We start from the raw sequence: 15,602 nt of genomic DNA on the forward strand, positions 1-15,602 counted from the left end.
CGTAATGGGTACATCTAGGAAAATACAGCGTGGAAAATTTAGAGAATCGTGTCAAAAGTGTTGTTGCAGAACAACTTGGAATACCTGAAACCCAGATTCTTAATACACAAACATTCGAGGAATTAGGTGCCGACTCGTTAGATAATGTTGAATTGATTATGGCTCTGGAAGAGCACTTCGGAATAACTATTGATGATGAAGAAGCGGAAAAAATAGTGACGATACAGAACGCGATTGATTGTATCGATTCGAAGTTGGAATCCGCTAACTAATTTGAAGAACTTTATTATCTTTATGAATAAAAAAAGCACATATGATTATCATGTGTGCCTTTTTTTGTTTTTGGTTCAATAGGGTTATTTGAACAGATCTGCGCTGATCGTGGAGGTTCCACCACTGGATTGCCATTCACGGGTAATATGATAGTACTTAGCGCCTTTAGCCGCGGCGCGTTTAGCGACTTCATAGGAAACATCAGGCATGCTGTTGTAATAGCCTGAAAAGGTGATGGAATCAAAAGATACCATCTGAGCCGCGCTGATTTTATTTAATTCTTGGATTTTCGTACCGTTAGGAAGGGTGACAGTGTAACGCTCACCTTTAGAATACTGGGTTTCAAAGAAGCGACCAACAGAATTACTGGTTGAAGTTGAAGAGGCTAAACCAGGAATTTCTACTTTCTTAGCCGATTCGCCACCAGCAGCCAATGCAGTGCGTCCAGAATCGGAATCTGCCGGGATAACCGCTTCATCAGCCTGAATTTGGCGTTTTGGCGCATCATCTTTATAAACATAAGCGGTAACCGTCTGATTACCGCCATCATTGATTGAAACCTGACGAACAATAAAGAAAGCCGCTGCGCCTTTTTTCTTGGCTTCTTTTGCAATGGTTTCCTTCAAATCAGGTTCAGTGTCATAAAAGCCGCTAATAGTGACCGTATCGAATGGCTCCAGCGTTACAGCTTCTGTTTTGGGTAATTCTTTGATGCCGCGAAACTCACGATATTTAGGTGAATTATCAATTTTCTCTGCATCTTTGTGATACAGATCAGCTACGACGCGCAGATTGCCACTATTATTCAGATCGTCAAGGCTTTGGATATAAAATCCATCTGCACCCATTTTGTCTGCACGACGAGAAACCGCATCGGCAGCTTCATAAATAGCATTAAAAGGGCCTGTAACCGTAATACGTTTAAACGGTTTCAGCTCCGCTGCTTTCTCCGGGGACAACTCCTGAGCTGCTTGAGCAGTGGTAATACCCGTTAATGAGAATACCGCTGCTGCAATCATCGTTGTTTTCAGCTTCATAAAAAATCCTTCCACCTTGCGCATTAAATAATAGTTGTAACTTGCTGAACATGGTTGTGTATCACATAGCCGATAATTATTACATGTAATAATAGCTAATGTCCCACGAATTTATGCTATCAGTATGAATGAATGCAAGTTTATAGAATAGGGCGCCATAAGTTTTTAGCAACATAGGGAGTGAGCCAGTTAAAAGTGCGATTCGCGCCGGTAATACTATTTATAGTACTACTTATTATAATACTACTTAGTTATTTTTTACCCATTAGCGGTCGATCACCGATAATATTTTCAGTTGGTTATTAAAATATTTGTTGATAGATTTTACTGATGGCAGTAATCAAGTTAATTTAGTCGCTAAGTTAACTGTAGCAAGCAATAATCATCATTAATCTTAGGCTTTAGGAAGGGAACATTATGCGTATTGGTGTACCGAAGGAGCGACTTGTCAATGAAGCACGTGTTGCAGCCACACCGAACACTGTGGAACACCTGCTGAAATTGGGATTTAATGTCGTTGTTGAGAGTGGAGCTGGGCGTTTAGCCAGTTTTGAAGATGGTGCTTACCAACAAGTAGGTGCTGAAATTACTGATCGTCATAATATTTGGCGTTCAGATATTATTTTAAAGGTTAATGCTCCTGAGGATGACGAAATTGCATTAATGAAGGAAGGGAGTACGTTGGTTAGTTTTGTCTGGCCAGCGCAAAACCCTGAGTTAATGCAGAAGCTATCAGACCGTAAAGTCACGGTGTTGGCGATGGATTCAGTACCGCGTATTTCCAGAGCGCAATCGTTGGATGCGTTGAGTTCTATGGCAAATATTGCCGGTTATCGCGCAATAGTCGAAGCCGCTCACGAATTTGGCCGTTTCTTTACTGGTCAGATTACTGCGGCAGGAAAAGTCCCGCCAGCCAAGGTGATGATTATTGGCGCCGGTGTTGCTGGTTTGGCTGCTGTCGGGGCCGCAGGCAGTTTAGGCGCGATTGTTCGTGCGTTTGATACTCGTCCTGAAGTTAAAGAACAAATTCAGAGCATGGGGGCGGAGTTTCTTGAGCTGAATTTTGAAGAAGAGGCCGGTAGTGGTGACGGATATGCAAAAGTGATGTCCGAAGCCTTCATTAAAGCGGAGATGGCGCTTTTTGCCGAACAGGCAAAAGAAGTTGATATCATTGTAACAACCGCGTTAATTCCAGGGAAACCCGCTCCACGTCTTATCACCAAAGAGATGGTTGAATCCATGAAGCCGGGTAGTGTGATTGTTGATCTGGCGGCTCAGACAGGCGGCAACTGCGAATTAACGCAAGCAGATAAATTGGTTGTTACTGCAAATGGTGTGAAAATTATTGGTTACACAGATTTGCCCAGCCGTTTGCCAACACAATCTTCTCAGCTCTACGGTACTAACTTGGTTAATTTGCTCAAATTATTGTGTAAAGAGAAAAATGGCGAAATCAATATTGATTTTGACGATGTTGTCATTCGTGGCGTGACAGTCGTCAAAGAGGGAGAAATTACCTGGCCTGCACCACCGATTCAAGTTTCAGCTCAGCCGCAGGCAAAACCAGCCTCGATTAAAGCAGAAAAGCCAGCGGCGAAACCCGTTTCACCTTGGTTGAAATATGGTTTATTGGCATTGGCTGTTATCTTATTCGGTTGGTTAGCCAATGCTGCGCCAAAAGAATTCTTATCCCACTTTACTGTTTTCGCGTTAGCTTGTGTGGTGGGTTATTACGTGGTTTGGAATGTCAGCCATGCTTTGCACACACCGTTAATGTCGGTAACTAATGCCATTTCGGGGATTATTGTCGTTGGGGCGTTATTACAAATTGGTGATGGTGGATGGGTAAGTTTCTTCTCATTTATTGCTGTTCTTATTGCCAGCATTAATATCTTCGGTGGCTTCACTGTCACTCAACGTATGCTGAAAATGTTTCGTAAGGACTAAGGGGTAACTAATGTCGAGTGGAGTCGTTACAGCAGCATATATTGTTGCCGCCGTTTTATTTATTTTCAGCCTGGCAGGGTTATCTCGTCATGAGAGTTCTAAACGCGGAAATATTTTTGGTATCACCGGAATGGCAATCGCATTGATTGCGACGATTTTCGGACCTGATACCGGAAGTGTTGTCTGGATTATTCTGGCGATGGTGATCGGTGCGGTTATTGGTATTCGTCTGGCAAATAAAGTTGAAATGACTGAAATGCCGGAATTGGTTGCTATTCTGCACAGTTTTGTTGGTTTGGCCGCCGTGCTGGTCGGTTTTAATAGCTTTATTGCTCACGATAGTTTTGCAGAACCCGTGATGGAGAATATCCATCTAACAGAAGTTTTCTTGGGGGTTTTCATTGGTGCGGTTACCTTCACCGGTTCCGTTGTGGCATTTGGTAAATTATGTGGAAAAATTTCCTCTAAGCCGTTGATGTTGCCAAATCGTCATAAATTAAACCTTGCAGCGCTTGTGATCTCTTTTGTGCTGTTGATTACCTTTGTGAAAACGGAAAGTACGGGCCTGCAAGTGTTCACGTTATTGCTCATGACAGCAATCGCATTGGCGTTTGGTTGGCATTTGGTTGCTTCCATCGGTGGCGCGGATATGCCAGTGGTGGTTTCAATGCTGAACTCCTATTCAGGTTGGGCAGCAGCAGCAGCGGGTTTCATGTTGAGCAATGATTTGTTGATTGTAACGGGTGCACTGGTTGGTTCTTCGGGGGCGATTCTCTCATACATCATGTGTAAAGCGATGAACCGCTCTTTTATCAGTGTGATTGCTGGCGGGTTTGGTACTGATGGTTCTTCAACCGGTGACGAGCAGGAGATGGGCGAGTACCGCGAAACCACAGCGGAAGAAGTGGCTGAACTATTGAAAAACTCAACTTCTGTTATCATCACGCCGGGATACGGTATGGCGGTTGCTCAAGCGCAATATCCGGTACATGACATCACAGCCAAACTGCGGGAGAAGGGAGTCAACGTTCGCTTTGGTATTCATCCCGTTGCGGGGCGTTTGCCTGGGCATATGAACGTGCTGTTGGCAGAAGCAAAAGTGCCTTACGACGTTGTTTTGGAAATGGATGAAATCAATGATGATTTCTCTGATACCGATACTGTGTTGGTCATTGGCGCCAACGACACCGTTAACCCTGCGGCACAGGAAGATCCCAACAGCCCGATTGCGGGTATGCCCGTTCTGGAGGTTTGGAAAGCACAAAATGTTGTTGTGTTCAAACGTTCTATGAACACAGGTTACGCCGGTGTGCAAAATCCGTTGTTCTTTAAAGACAATAGCCAGATGTTGTTCGGTGATGCGAAGGCGAGCGTAGAGGCAATCCTGCGTGCACTGTGATTTTCTATTGTTTTAACTTACAGCTATGATGGATTTACTGTCTCTTAGTCAGATTTCTTGATTAAGAGACAGAAATTACATTCGTTGTTTTACTTTATTTGCGATTCACCAGTTATTAATGCTTAAGTTAGTGTTTATAGTTGATTTCTCGCTGGTGACGGATAGCCAAAATGTAACGCGTATTACTTCCGGGAAGTTCTCTGTATAACAATATATAGCCTGTACCACCAAAAGGGATAATTAACTCAAAGAGTGGATAAATTTCTGTTGGCCGTCCAGATAAGACGTTAGATTCCAGTGCTTGGATGTGTTTGCTAATGATACTAAGTGCCGACTTCGCAGCAACTGTATCGCGTTGATATAAGAAATCAATAAGACGATTTATATCTCTTGTTGCTGCGGGAGTGACTATTACAGATGGCATTCAGGTGGCTCCTTATCCTCGCCACGTACAATCGCATCCAGCCAATTACAAAGTTCACTGCCAGTTAAATGTAAACCGGTGGCTTCATATTCTAACCAAGCGTTTTCGGCATCACGTAAAAATTGTTGTCTGGCCTCCAAAGTATCAATTTCACTTTCGATTGAACGTACCATAAGCGAATGGGCAGAAATACCTTGCGTGTCAGCCAACGCTTTAATGCGTGTTTTTAACCCTTCATCTAAGCGAAGGGTTATTGTCTGTTTCGTTTGTTTATGCATAACCTTTCTCACAATGATATCACTAGTAACACAAATGCTATCATTAGATAGCGAGCATAACAACATTTCAGGATGTAATACATCGCACGGTTATGTGAAGAGTTCTGCGTTTGTTATTTAATTTCCAGCGTATCGTACCCCCGCCAGCGATAATTCATCACTGATAAGGTCCAGAACAGAACAAAAATCCCGACAACCCAAAAACCAACATTGCCCATATTGTCATTTAATGCCCCGATAGTGTTCCAGAAAACGCCATGCAAACCCCACTGTTCAGCGATAAGCCCAAGCGCTTCCAGCCCACCGATGAACAGTGCTACAGCAACGGAAGCCGCGGTAATGGTCATGTTGTAATAGAGTTTGCGTGTCGGTTGGGAAAACGCCCAACCATAGGCACCCACCATTACAAAATTATCCAGTGAGTCGATGAGTGCCATACCGCTGGTAAATAGCGCCGGGAATACCATCAACGACCACAGAGGAAGCCCACTGAGAGAGCCGGCGGCAGATATGCTTAATAGCCCAACTTCGGTAGCGGTGTCGAAACCCAATCCAAACAGAAAACCGACCAAATACATATGCCAGCTTTTGCTTACCAGTCGGAAGACTGAGTGAAACAGGCGCGTCATGATCCCCCCCGGCGTCGTTTCTAGTACAGTCAAATCACTTTTAGCCAGATTTCTGCCACGTTTGATCTCCTGAAACTTCTGATAAACGCTTTTTAATATCAGCAAATTAATTAGTGCTATTGCTAGCAGAAAGCAGGCCGAAACTAAGGTACCGGCAATGCCGCCATAGTCATGAATCCAGCCCATTTGATCTTTAAACGCCATAGAGGTTAGGACGATGGCGAAGCAGGCCAGAATAACAATGGTGGAATGCCCAAGAGAAAAGAATGCGCCGACAGCAATAGGTGATTTACCCTGTTGCATCAATTTACGGGTGACGTTATCAATGGCTGCGATGTGATCAGCGTCGACCGCATGGCGCAGTCCATAACCGTAAGCCAGCAGGGCCGCCCCCATCATAACCGCATGATGACGGAAAGCGATAAATGCCCAAACCCAAGCCAGTATGTTGGCGGCAATCAAAACAACCAGAAGAGATACAGCACGTTTTTTATCCGTTAAATTATTCATATATGGAATACCTGTAAATCTGTAAATGTAAAACCCGTCTTACGGGTGATTGCTAGAAGTCCAAAAAAACAGTAAGTATTTTCTGACTTCATGACCTATAATTTTTTTACCAAGTGGGCATACTAATCAGCTTGTAATATTACCTTGGATAAATTTAAATAAGAGGTAAGAGGACTAACCTGTGTTGAAAAGAATGATCTTAATTGACATATTATGGTCTTTGTGTCAAAGATTTTTTGCTAAAAGATTATCTAAATCAATATTCGGATAGGGACAGCAGCTTTTGAATAAAGTCTGTTGGAAAAATTGTATTAAGTTATATATTGACATATAAGTTATATATTGACATAGCAGTGTGGCCGTATGGAATAACCAATGATTAGGGGGCTTTATGCAATTAACACCAAGGGAAATCGAAAAACTCATGGTATATACACTGGCTGATGTCGCATTAAAGCGTAAGTCTCGCGGTTTAAAACTCAATTATCCTGAAGCCGTTGCGATTATTACTGCGGCTGCATTGGAAGGCGCCAGAGAGGGGAAAACATTGGAAGAAGTGATGGATGATTCCAGACATGTTCTGACTAAAGAGGATGTGATGGATGGCGTCGCTGATCTTATTCCGCATGTACAGGTTGAAGCAATATTTACTGATGGTAGTCGTTTGGTCACTGTGCATGATCCCATTCAATGATTGCTGAAACAAATTGTAAATAGCAGGAAAAATTATCTAGACAAAATATTAACTTATGTCTTGACTCACGTCTTAACGTGGAGATTTTCCGATGGAAAAAAATAATAAAGAAGATGTTACTCCGTTGGGGGGGTATATTCTGGCTAAAGACCCGATCTCCTTTAATGAAGATCGTCCGGTTATTCAATTAAAAGTTCGTAATTCAGGTGATCGCCCTATTCAGGTGGGATCTCATTTCCATTTTTTTGAAGTAAATAAAGCTTTGCAATTTAATCGTGCGGCTGCGTTTGGTAAACGACTTAATATCACAGCAACAACTGCTATCCGTTTTGAACCCGGTGATGAAATCGAGGTGTCATTAATCCCGATTGGCGGGAAACAAAACGTTTATGGATTTAATAATTTAGTCGATGGTTGGGCGGGTAAAAGTCAGGTTGTTATTGATGAGCCTGTGGAGAAAACCTGGTTACATGCCGGATAGTAGAATCGAATAAATTCAAGGTAGAGTTGACGAACGTCGGAAAATCTTTCGAACAAAGGAATAAACTATGCCAACTATTTCCCGACAGGAATATGTAGGTCTTTTTGGCCCGACGACCGGCGATAAGATCCGCTTGGGTGATACCAATCTATTTATTGAAATTGAAAAAGATCTGCGTGGCTATGGTGATGAATCGGTCTATGGCGGAGGTAAATCGCTGCGTGATGGTATGGGTGCGGATAACCGTATGACCAGCGAAAACGTATTAGATTTGGTCATCACCAGCGTTACTATTTTAGATGCCCGGCAAGGCGTCATTAAAGCGGATGTCGGCATAAAAGGGGGACGTATTGTCGGGATAGGTAAAAGTGGTAATCCTAACATGATGAATGGCGTTACCCCCGGTATGGTGGTTGGTGTTAGTACTGATGCTATATCTGGCGAGCATCTCATCCTCACGGCTGCTGGTATTGATACCCATATTCACTTTATTTCTCCTCAACAGGCTGAACATGCTTTATCCAATGGGGTGACGACTTTCTTTGGCGGTGGTGTTGGCCCCACTGACGGCACTAATGGCACCACTGTCACCGCCGGTCCGTGGCATATCCATCGCATGTTGCGTGCTTTTGAAAGTTTACCGGTTAACGTAGGTATTTTGGGAAAAGGCCATGCTGCGGTGGCTATGCCGCTGGTTGAGCAGATCAAAGCGGGCGTTGCCGGGTTGAAAGTGCACGAAGACTGGGGCGCAACTAACTCCGCGTTGCGTAATGCCTTACGTGTAGCGGATGAAATGGATATCCAAGTCGCAGTGCATACTGATAGCCTGAATGAAGGCGGTTATGTTGAAGATACCATCGACGCTTTTGAAGGTCGCACCATTCATACTTTCCACACCGAAGGCGCCGGTGGCGGACATGCACCGGATATCATTAAAGTTGCCAGCCAGATGAATGTGTTGCCTAGCTCGACTAATCCCACACTGCCTTACGGTATCAATAGCCAGGCGGAACTGTTTGATATGATTATGGTTTGCCATAACCTTAATCCTAAAGTACCGGCTGATGTGGCATTTTCGGAAAGCCGTGTGCGTCCAGAGACCATTGCTGCGGAGAATGTGTTGCACGATATGGGCGTATTGTCGATGTTTTCCAGTGATTCTCAAGCAATGGGGCGAGTGGGAGAAAACTGGCTACGCGTGATGCAGACTGCCCATGCCATGAAAGCGGCACGTGGCAAGTTGCCGGAAGATGCAGCACATAACGACAACTTCCGTGTATTACGTTACGTCGCCAAAATTACGATTAACCCGGCCATTGCTCAGGGCATAAGTCACGTGCTCGGTTCGGTTGAAGTGGGAAAAATGGCTGATCTTGTGCTGTGGGAGCCACGTTTTTTTGGCGTAAAACCTAAGTTGGTCATTAAAGGCGGTATGATTAATTGGGCGGTGATGGGGGACCCAAATGCTTCACTGCCGACGCCGCAGCCGACATTTTATCGTCCTATGTTTGGCGCATTGGGCAAAACCCTTCAGGAAACCTGTGTTACTTTTGTATCCCAGGCGGCGATGGAACTGGGGGTAAAAGAGAGCCTTGGTTTGGAACGTCAAGTTATGGCGGTGCGCAACTGCCGGGCTATCTCTAAGAAAGACATGGTGCGTAATGCTGAAACGCCCGCAATTGAAGTGGATGCAGAAACCTTTTCTGTCAAGGTGAATGGTGAATATGCCACTGTAAAACCGGTCAGGACAGTCGCGCTCAATCAGCGCTATTTCTTTAGTTAATCTATTTTTTACTGCCGGTCAGAGAATATGTTTCTGGCCGGATTAACCGATCCATGCGTTCAGAGGATTAATCTTATGATTGTTATTGAACAGATTCTTGGTAATGCCAAAAAGGATGTTTTCTGGCGAGATCGCTTGCAAGGGATCTCGCCGGATATCTTGGTGCTTTCGCAATGGGAAGCGCAAAAAAGCCGTTGTCGTAAATCTACCCTTAACGGATTGGATTTAGGTATTTCCCTTGACCGTCATCAAGTATTGTCTGATGGTGACGTTTTATTGTGGGACGAAGCTAAAGGACTGGCGGTTATTGTTCAAATGAGCTTGCGTGATGTGATGGTTATTCATCTGAAATCATTACTGTCATTAGATTTAGAGACGGTAATGAAAACCAGCTTCGAACTTGGTCATGCTTTAGGTAATCAGCATTGGAAGTCAGTGATTAAAAACAACCAGATTTATATTCCGCTGACAGTCTCAACTAAGGTCATGGATTCAGTCATGAAAACCCACGGTTTTCATGCCTTGCCTTACTCCTTTGTTAAAGGTGAAGAGATATTGCCTTCTCTTAACAACTCAGAAGCTCGCTTATTATTCGGTGGTGCTGAGGATTCCGCGACACACGTTCATGTCGATAATACATTTCTGAACCAGCATGTGATTAAACTAAAATGAACGCTCTCCGCTTAATCAGGATCATGCAGTTTGCTGATTCAGTATTGCCTGTTGGCGCGTTTTCTTTTTCAAACGGTCTGGAATCGGCCATTCAGAGCAAAATCGTGTATGACGTGGCAACGTTAAGCGAGTTCACGCGCACAGCGTTGTTACAGGCGGTAAGTAGTGATGGCCGCGCAGTTGTGGCCGCGTGTCAGGCGCTGAATAGTGGGCAACATGATGCCGCTATCACCCATGATTGGGCGGTATTTAATCGCAAATTAAATGAAGAAAGTCGCACAATGGTCACGCGGATGGGGAAAAAATTAGCGGAGATGGCAGTTGAAGTCACTGGTGAATCGTTAATTGCATGGTGGTTAGCACAAATAAAGAGCGATATTGCCGCCGGTACCTATCCGATTACTTTGGCGGTTGTCATGAGTGCATTGGGTGCGGCTCCACGTGAAGTGATCGTCATGCATCAATATGGCGTTGCAATGACGATACTTAGTGCGGCTATACGCCTGATGCGTGTTACCCATATAGAAATTCAACGTATCTTGTTCTCATTGAATCAAGATATCGAACTGTTTTGTGATGAGGCGGAAAAGGGAGGGATTGAACAGATGACATCTTATGCACCTATAACCGATGTTCTGGCAGCGCTTCACGTTAGCGCGTTTACCCGGCTGTTCAGTAATTAACTTGATCCTGATATCGCTTTTAACCACCTCTTAATCGTGTGAGGAAATCCCTGTGAAAAAAATTACCCGAATTGGCATTGGCGGTCCGGTGGGTTCAGGCAAGACGGCCGTTATTGAAGTGATCACACCTATCTTGATCCAGCGCGGAATAAAACCTCTGATTATCACCAATGATATTGTTACCACTGAGGATGCTAAACAGGTTAAACGTACTTTGAAGGGCATTTTAGATGAAGAAAAGATACTTGGCGTGGAAACCGGTGCTTGCCCTCATACCGCGGTGCGCGAAGATCCCAGTATGAATATTGCCGCGGTAGAGGAGATGGAAGCGCGTTTTCCTGACAGCGACGTTGTGTTAATTGAAAGTGGTGGTGATAACCTGACACTCACTTTTAGTCCGGCTTTGGCAGATTTTTATATTTATGTGATTGATGTCGCTGAAGGGGAGAAAATCCCGCGCAAGAACGGACCGGGTTTGGTACAGGCTGATATTCTGGTGATCAACAAAATTGATTTAGCGCCTTATGTTGGCGCCAGCTTGGCGGTGATGGAGCATGACACTCAAGTTGTACGTGGTCAGCGTCCTTATATCCTTACCAATTGCAAAACCGGAGAGGGTGTTGAAACGTTGGTAAATATGATCATGCGTGATTTCCTGTTTACCCATTCATTACAGGCGACGCAATGACTTCCACCAGCTCACCGCAAAATATCGGAGATGCATGTCAATGGGCGAATAATCTTGGTGTCAACGCGCCGGAACTTGCACGATTTCAGGATGAACCGCCTCAAATGGCAAGCGGTGATGTCGGTAAAAGTGGCTATCTGCGGTTGGGATTTGCCCGGCGTGGTGATCGTAGTATTTTGGCGCAAATGAAACGCCGGGTGCCTTATTTAGTGCAGCGGGCGCTGTATTGGGATGAGGCTTTACCGCAGATGCCGTGTGTATTTATGATCTCCACGTCGGGATGTATCTTGCAAGGGGATAGATTGGCGCTGGACATTCATGTCGCTCCAGAGGCGTTTGGTCATGTCACCACCCAATCGGCGACTAAGATTCATTCGATGGAGAATAACTACGCGGCGCAAGTACAAACTATCCAGATAGAGCAGGGAGGCTATCTGGAAATGATGCCCGATCCGATTATACCTCACAGTGGTTCTCGGTTTATTACCGACACTCAGATAACCATTCATCCGACCGCCACATTGATTTATTCTGAAATTATTATGTCCGGTCGCAAATACCACCTTGCTGATCAGGGGTTTAAATTTGATGTTTATTCATCACGTATTACGGCAACTGATTTTGATGGCAAGGTATTGTTTACAGAGCGTTATGTACTGGAGCCTAAAAAACAACCGTTGAACAGCGTAGGGGTGATGGGGCCGTTCCATGTGTTCGGAAACGTGATCTTGCTGACACCTCAGGTTCACCATGATCGTATTCTGGCGCGAATGACTCCTCAGTACGATGCTGAAACGGGTATAGCGAGTGGTACCAGTCGTTTACCTAATCAGTGTGGTCTAATCTTTAAGGTATTGGGAAAAGAAACTTATCAAGTTAAAGCGGGTATTCGTCTTTTTTGGCGTATAGCCCGTGAGGAGATCCTTGGTGTTACGTTACCTGAGCCGTTTATCTGGCGATAAAACCTGGGATGAAAATCTGTTTCAGGTTTTATCGCCAAATGGATGATTATCATACTATTACTCTATTACTATCACTCTTTAGCGGCTTTAACTGGGCATTCAAAACCATCAGGTTTTATCGCCAAAAGGTCACATTTAAGCTGGTCGATCACATGTTCTGCGGTATTTCCCAGAAAAGCGGCGGATAGCCCAGTTCTGCCAAGGATACCAAAAACAATAATACCCGCATTCATCTCATCACACATTTTGGGAATAACACTCTCCGGTAGTCCTTCATTGATATGAGTATATTTTTCATCAATACAGAATTTTTGGCGCAATTCTTTCATGGCAATAAGATGCTGGCCACGTAGAGCATGGTTATAAACACTTGGGTCGAAATCGGGTAATTCAATGGCGATATTCAGTGGCGCGACAGGATAAGCGCTGACCAAATGAATTTCTGGGTTTTTCATGACTTGATTTGCCAGTTCCTGAGTTTCCTTAACCAGTTTCAGGTTCAGCTCATGATGATATGACTCTTCATTAGACAAATTGACTGCGACTACAACGGAGCCTTGGTCTGGCCATATCTGATCTTTGACCATCCATACTGGGCATGGGCATTTACGGAGTAACTGCCAGTCGAGTGGGGTAACAATCAAGGAGCCTAGCTTGTCATGTTTATGCGTCATTTTCAGAAGTAAGTCGTGATTACCTGTAATGACCTCCTGGATAATCGCTTCATAAGGTCGATTATGCCATACCACTTTTATTTCAATATCAATACCGGCTTCCAGATAGTAGTACGCTTGTTGTTTAAGCCAGGCAGTGCGTTGGCTGGTAACCCCTTTACGCATAGCACTAGCTTCTTTTGGGGAGAGTAAGGTGGTCATTTCATAAGAAAGATCATAAATGGGCAAGAAAGCTTTAATCCGGCCACCGTTGCGTTGCACTATATAAACTGCGCGTCTTAATGCCGGTTGATCGTCCTGACTTGGGTCAATTACAACTAAAAGGTTTTGATAGTTTGCCATAATGGTATCCTCACAGAGGCTAGACAAAACACGCTTCAATACTCACGTTTCAATACTAAAGATAAACCAATATAAGCAAACCGAACAGGTCAGAGGAGAACCAGATCAACAAAATAAGATGATCTGGTTTTAAGATCAGGTAATTGAAACAGATTTTTTTCCGACTAATTCAGACAACTTATCCATGTCTTCAATCGTGATGTATTTACCTTTTACACCGAGAGTATTGTTTTTCTGGAAACGCCCAAGCAGACGACTAATAGTTTCAACAGTTAAACCGAGGTAATTACCAATATCACTGCGGGTCATGGTTAAACGGAATTCTCTTGGTGAGAAACCACGCTGAGCGAAACGACGAGAGAGATTATAAATGAATGCAGCTAGCCGTTCTTCGGCGTTTTTCTTAGACAACAGCAATATCATCTCTTGGTCGCCCTTAATTTCCCCACTCATTAGGCGCATCATCTGCTGGCGAAGATTAGGCATTTTTCCAGACAGGTCATCCAATGTTTCAAACGGAATTTCACAGACCATTGATGTTTCCAGAGCCTGAGCAAAACTTGGATGTTTAGTGTTAAGAATAGCGTCAAAACCGACTAAATCCCCTGCGAGGTGGAAACCTGTAATTTGCTCATCACCTTCTTCGGTGATAGTGTAGCTTTTAATTGTGCCAGAACGGATAGCATAAAGAGATTTCAACTCATCGCCTGCTTTAAATAATGTTTGCCCTTTCTGGATAGGTTTCTTACGCTCAATGATATTATCAAGCTGGTCAAGCTCGTGCTCATTCAGGGTAAAAGGAATGCATAGCTGGTTAATGCTGCAATCCTGGCAGTGGATCGCACAACCACCAGACTGGATTCGACGAATAACACGTTTTTCCTGGATCATATGGCATGCTCATTTGAAATATTCATATCCTTCAACTTTAGCATTTCTTGATGATTCTGGTAAGAGCTATAATGGTTTTCTGCAATTTATTCGAGAAAATGTACTACCTTATATATTAACTATAAGAAATTGTTACATTACCGTAAAGTTAATGTTCGATCATTGCCATAGCAAGATTATATTCAATATCAGCGTCTTGAGTTTAGTAAAGAGTTTCTCCTTTATCCACCTATGGCAAGCCCTATTTTTACGTTCTCCATAGCAATTATCTTTTAAAATCTATCTATTTTTTATTTTTCTGACAAGTCAGATTATGGCTCCATATAAAGGTTTATAGAGAAATAAGACAAGTCTGAAAACATGGTTTGAATTTAAGAGCCTATTTTTGATTTTATTCCTAAATACAACTAGTTAAATAATAAGGTAAATTGCCTTTTTAAATGGCATATTTATCGCGGCGACAAGGACGATTAATGGGCAATTAAGTGTCTCGATTGGTTCTTTTGGTGCTTCGCTTTGGAATCATATAGGTGGTTTTTTTCTCTTAACAATAATATTGACGCTTTGTTTGTAGCAGTCAGTAGTTATATTTTTCCTAAATTAGGGGCGATGAATGCCGCTGTCCTTGTTATTGCAGGGCAAATGTTATCAGCGGTACTGCTTGATTGGCTATATCAGGATATGACTCCTGGGTTGGTAAAAATTGTTGGAGTACTGTTTGTTTTATATCACTTTTCTAACGGAGAATTTGTACGAATAAGTGATGATATTGTCCGAAAAAAGGATGTTATCGCGATTAATCAGCAAGTTTATGATCGTTCCAGTTTTGATGTGTCAATTATTCCACGTTGTGTCCCGGAATGGCATTATTATATGACATTGGGTCGTCGGTTACATGCGTTACAAAGTAATCCATTGTATATTGGATTAATGTCATCTGGTTACAGTTCGGAGAGCAATAATGATTTATCTTCGGCGAAAAGGATGCGATCTATTCTCAATGCACTTGAGAGTCAAAAGATTGATATGATTATACAACAAGCGGTATTGGAGGCTAAAAAGAATAATATTGTTGGTAATTCATTAACAAAGTATCTGATGAGAACGATTGACCGAGAAACTGATGGCATCTCGGCGAAAGCCAATATGGCCGTATTAGTGAATACCGCAGAAGTTGCGGGAAAGTTAGCGGTAGCCCATGCTTTTTATAAAAATAGAGGTTGGTCTTAATCATT

17 protein-coding genes and 1 pseudogene are annotated in these 15,602 nt (G+C 43.4%); 12 read left to right on the forward strand and 6 right to left on the reverse strand.

Going from position 1 to position 15,602, the window contains the following annotated elements:
* Positions 1-29 precede the first annotated feature (29 nt).
* The gene (gene stlE, locus EAE93_RS02965) at positions 30-272 is read left to right on the forward strand and encodes a stilbene biosynthesis acyl carrier protein StlE (protein WP_036775642.1); all 243 of its coding nucleotides are present in this window, start codon (positions 30-32) and stop codon (positions 270-272) included.
* A gap of 84 nt (positions 273-356) precedes the next feature.
* Here the strand turns inward: stlE and ydgH are convergent, their stop codons facing one another.
* On the reverse strand, positions 357-1,310 hold the full coding sequence (ydgH, locus tag EAE93_RS02970; RefSeq protein WP_214039037.1) for a DUF1471 family protein YdgH: 954 nt from the start codon (positions 1,308-1,310) through the stop codon (positions 357-359).
* A gap of 417 nt (positions 1,311-1,727) precedes the next feature.
* On the opposite strand from ydgH, the gene pntA reads away from it, so the two are divergent.
* Complete coding sequence (gene pntA / locus EAE93_RS02975; RefSeq protein WP_036806317.1) at positions 1,728-3,257, forward strand: Re/Si-specific NAD(P)(+) transhydrogenase subunit alpha; 1,530 nt, start codon at positions 1,728-1,730, stop codon at positions 3,255-3,257.
* Positions 3,258-3,267: 10 nt separating this feature from the next.
* Positions 3,268-4,656, forward strand: a complete 1,389-nt coding sequence (pntB, locus tag EAE93_RS02980) for a Re/Si-specific NAD(P)(+) transhydrogenase subunit beta (protein WP_040150553.1) — start codon at positions 3,268-3,270, stop codon at positions 4,654-4,656.
* Positions 4,657-4,783: 127 nt separating this feature from the next.
* Here the strand turns inward: pntB and EAE93_RS02985 are convergent, their stop codons facing one another.
* From EAE93_RS02985 to EAE93_RS02995, 3 genes are all read right to left on the reverse strand, one after another.
* Entirely contained in the window at positions 4,784-5,080 is a 297-nt protein-coding gene (locus EAE93_RS02985; RefSeq protein ID WP_011146423.1) for a type II toxin-antitoxin system RelE/ParE family toxin, read from the reverse strand.
* A complete protein-coding gene (locus EAE93_RS02990) occupies positions 5,068-5,358 on the reverse strand; it encodes a CopG family ribbon-helix-helix protein (protein ID WP_036806311.1) in 291 nt (96 codons plus the stop codon). The genes EAE93_RS02985 and EAE93_RS02990 overlap by 13 nt, the downstream gene beginning before the upstream one ends.
* 113 nt (positions 5,359-5,471) lie before the next feature.
* Positions 5,472-6,497: a HoxN/HupN/NixA family nickel/cobalt transporter gene (locus EAE93_RS02995; RefSeq protein ID WP_036806308.1), complete on the reverse strand. Its 1,026-nt coding sequence runs from the start codon at positions 6,495-6,497 to the stop codon at positions 5,472-5,474.
* 391 nt (positions 6,498-6,888) lie between these two features.
* Between EAE93_RS02995 and EAE93_RS03000 the strand changes: the two genes are divergently transcribed.
* The 7 genes from EAE93_RS03000 (at position 6,889) to EAE93_RS03030 (ending at position 12,460) form a co-directional block, all read left to right on the forward strand.
* Positions 6,889-7,191 carry an urease subunit gamma gene (locus tag EAE93_RS03000; protein ID WP_011146425.1) on the forward strand — a complete coding sequence of 101 codons (303 nt, stop codon included), beginning with the start codon at positions 6,889-6,891 and terminating at the stop codon, positions 7,189-7,191.
* A gap of 91 nt (positions 7,192-7,282) precedes the next feature.
* Positions 7,283-7,672 carry an urease subunit beta gene (locus tag EAE93_RS03005; RefSeq protein WP_036775652.1) on the forward strand — a complete coding sequence of 130 codons (390 nt, stop codon included), beginning with the start codon at positions 7,283-7,285 and terminating at the stop codon, positions 7,670-7,672.
* A gap of 67 nt (positions 7,673-7,739) precedes the next feature.
* The gene (locus EAE93_RS03010; protein WP_214039038.1) at positions 7,740-9,455 is read left to right on the forward strand and encodes an urease subunit alpha; all 1,716 of its coding nucleotides are present in this window, start codon (positions 7,740-7,742) and stop codon (positions 9,453-9,455) included.
* Between the two features lie 75 nt (positions 9,456-9,530).
* Positions 9,531-10,127: an urease accessory protein UreE gene (locus EAE93_RS03015; RefSeq protein WP_036775655.1), complete on the forward strand. Its 597-nt coding sequence runs from the start codon at positions 9,531-9,533 to the stop codon at positions 10,125-10,127.
* On the forward strand, positions 10,124-10,810 hold the full coding sequence (locus EAE93_RS03020; RefSeq protein ID WP_214039039.1) for an urease accessory protein UreF: 687 nt from the start codon (positions 10,124-10,126) through the stop codon (positions 10,808-10,810). Before EAE93_RS03015 ends, EAE93_RS03020 begins: the two co-directional genes overlap by 4 nt.
* A 52-nt stretch (positions 10,811-10,862) precedes the next feature.
* On the forward strand, positions 10,863-11,498 hold the full coding sequence (ureG, locus tag EAE93_RS03025) for an urease accessory protein UreG (RefSeq protein ID WP_011146430.1): 636 nt from the start codon (positions 10,863-10,865) through the stop codon (positions 11,496-11,498).
* The gene (locus EAE93_RS03030) at positions 11,495-12,460 is read left to right on the forward strand and encodes an urease accessory protein UreD (RefSeq protein WP_040150562.1); all 966 of its coding nucleotides are present in this window, start codon (positions 11,495-11,497) and stop codon (positions 12,458-12,460) included. The genes ureG and EAE93_RS03030 overlap by 4 nt, the downstream gene beginning before the upstream one ends.
* A gap of 71 nt (positions 12,461-12,531) precedes the next feature.
* Here EAE93_RS03030 and uspE read toward each other — a convergent pair whose 3' ends face one another.
* A complete protein-coding gene (gene uspE, locus EAE93_RS03035) occupies positions 12,532-13,476 on the reverse strand; it encodes a universal stress protein UspE (protein ID WP_214039040.1) in 945 nt (314 codons plus the stop codon).
* 135 nt (positions 13,477-13,611) lie between these two features.
* On the reverse strand, positions 13,612-14,367 hold the full coding sequence (locus tag EAE93_RS03040) for an FNR family transcription factor (RefSeq protein WP_036775662.1): 756 nt from the start codon (positions 14,365-14,367) through the stop codon (positions 13,612-13,614).
* Positions 14,368-14,836: 469 nt separating this feature from the next.
* Here EAE93_RS03040 and EAE93_RS25470 point away from each other — a divergent pair.
* A pseudogene (locus EAE93_RS25470) lies at positions 14,837-15,033 on the forward strand (DMT family transporter); the annotation flags it as partial.
* Positions 15,034-15,351: 318 nt separating this feature from the next.
* Positions 15,352-15,597: a pseudouridine-5'-phosphate glycosidase gene (locus EAE93_RS25475; RefSeq protein ID WP_265340069.1), complete on the forward strand. Its 246-nt coding sequence runs from the start codon at positions 15,352-15,354 to the stop codon at positions 15,595-15,597.
* Positions 15,598-15,602 lie beyond the last annotated feature (5 nt).

Origin of the sequence: Photorhabdus akhurstii (assembly GCF_018448925.1) — a bacterium.
GTDB classification, from domain to species: Bacteria; Pseudomonadota; Gammaproteobacteria; order Enterobacterales; family Enterobacteriaceae; genus Photorhabdus; species Photorhabdus akhurstii.

Coding starts and splice junctions, on each gene's coding strand:
- ydgH (WP_214039037.1), bottom strand. CDS start 1,310: ATGAAGCTGAAAACAACGATGATTGCAGCAGCGGTATTCTCATTAACG.
- pntA (WP_036806317.1), top strand. CDS start 1,728: ATGCGTATTGGTGTACCGAAGGAGCGACTTGTCAATGAAGCACGTGTT.
- pntB (WP_040150553.1), top strand. CDS start 3,268: ATGTCGAGTGGAGTCGTTACAGCAGCATATATTGTTGCCGCCGTTTTA.
- EAE93_RS02985 (WP_011146423.1), bottom strand. CDS start 5,080: ATGCCATCTGTAATAGTCACTCCCGCAGCAACAAGAGATATAAATCGT.
- EAE93_RS02990 (WP_036806311.1), bottom strand. CDS start 5,358: ATGCATAAACAAACGAAACAGACAATAACCCTTCGCTTAGATGAAGGG.
- EAE93_RS02995 (WP_036806308.1), bottom strand. CDS start 6,497: ATGAATAATTTAACGGATAAAAAACGTGCTGTATCTCTTCTGGTTGTT.
- EAE93_RS03000 (WP_011146425.1), top strand. CDS start 6,889: ATGCAATTAACACCAAGGGAAATCGAAAAACTCATGGTATATACACTG.
- EAE93_RS03005 (WP_036775652.1), top strand. CDS start 7,283: ATGGAAAAAAATAATAAAGAAGATGTTACTCCGTTGGGGGGGTATATT.
- EAE93_RS03010 (WP_214039038.1), top strand. CDS start 7,740: ATGCCAACTATTTCCCGACAGGAATATGTAGGTCTTTTTGGCCCGACG.
- EAE93_RS03015 (WP_036775655.1), top strand. CDS start 9,531: ATGATTGTTATTGAACAGATTCTTGGTAATGCCAAAAAGGATGTTTTC.
- EAE93_RS03020 (WP_214039039.1), top strand. CDS start 10,124: ATGAACGCTCTCCGCTTAATCAGGATCATGCAGTTTGCTGATTCAGTA.
- EAE93_RS03030 (WP_040150562.1), top strand. CDS start 11,495: ATGACTTCCACCAGCTCACCGCAAAATATCGGAGATGCATGTCAATGG.
- uspE (WP_214039040.1), bottom strand. CDS start 13,476: ATGGCAAACTATCAAAACCTTTTAGTTGTAATTGACCCAAGTCAGGAC.
- EAE93_RS03040 (WP_036775662.1), bottom strand. CDS start 14,367: ATGATCCAGGAAAAACGTGTTATTCGTCGAATCCAGTCTGGTGGTTGT.
- EAE93_RS25475 (WP_265340069.1), top strand. CDS start 15,352: ATGCGATCTATTCTCAATGCACTTGAGAGTCAAAAGATTGATATGATT.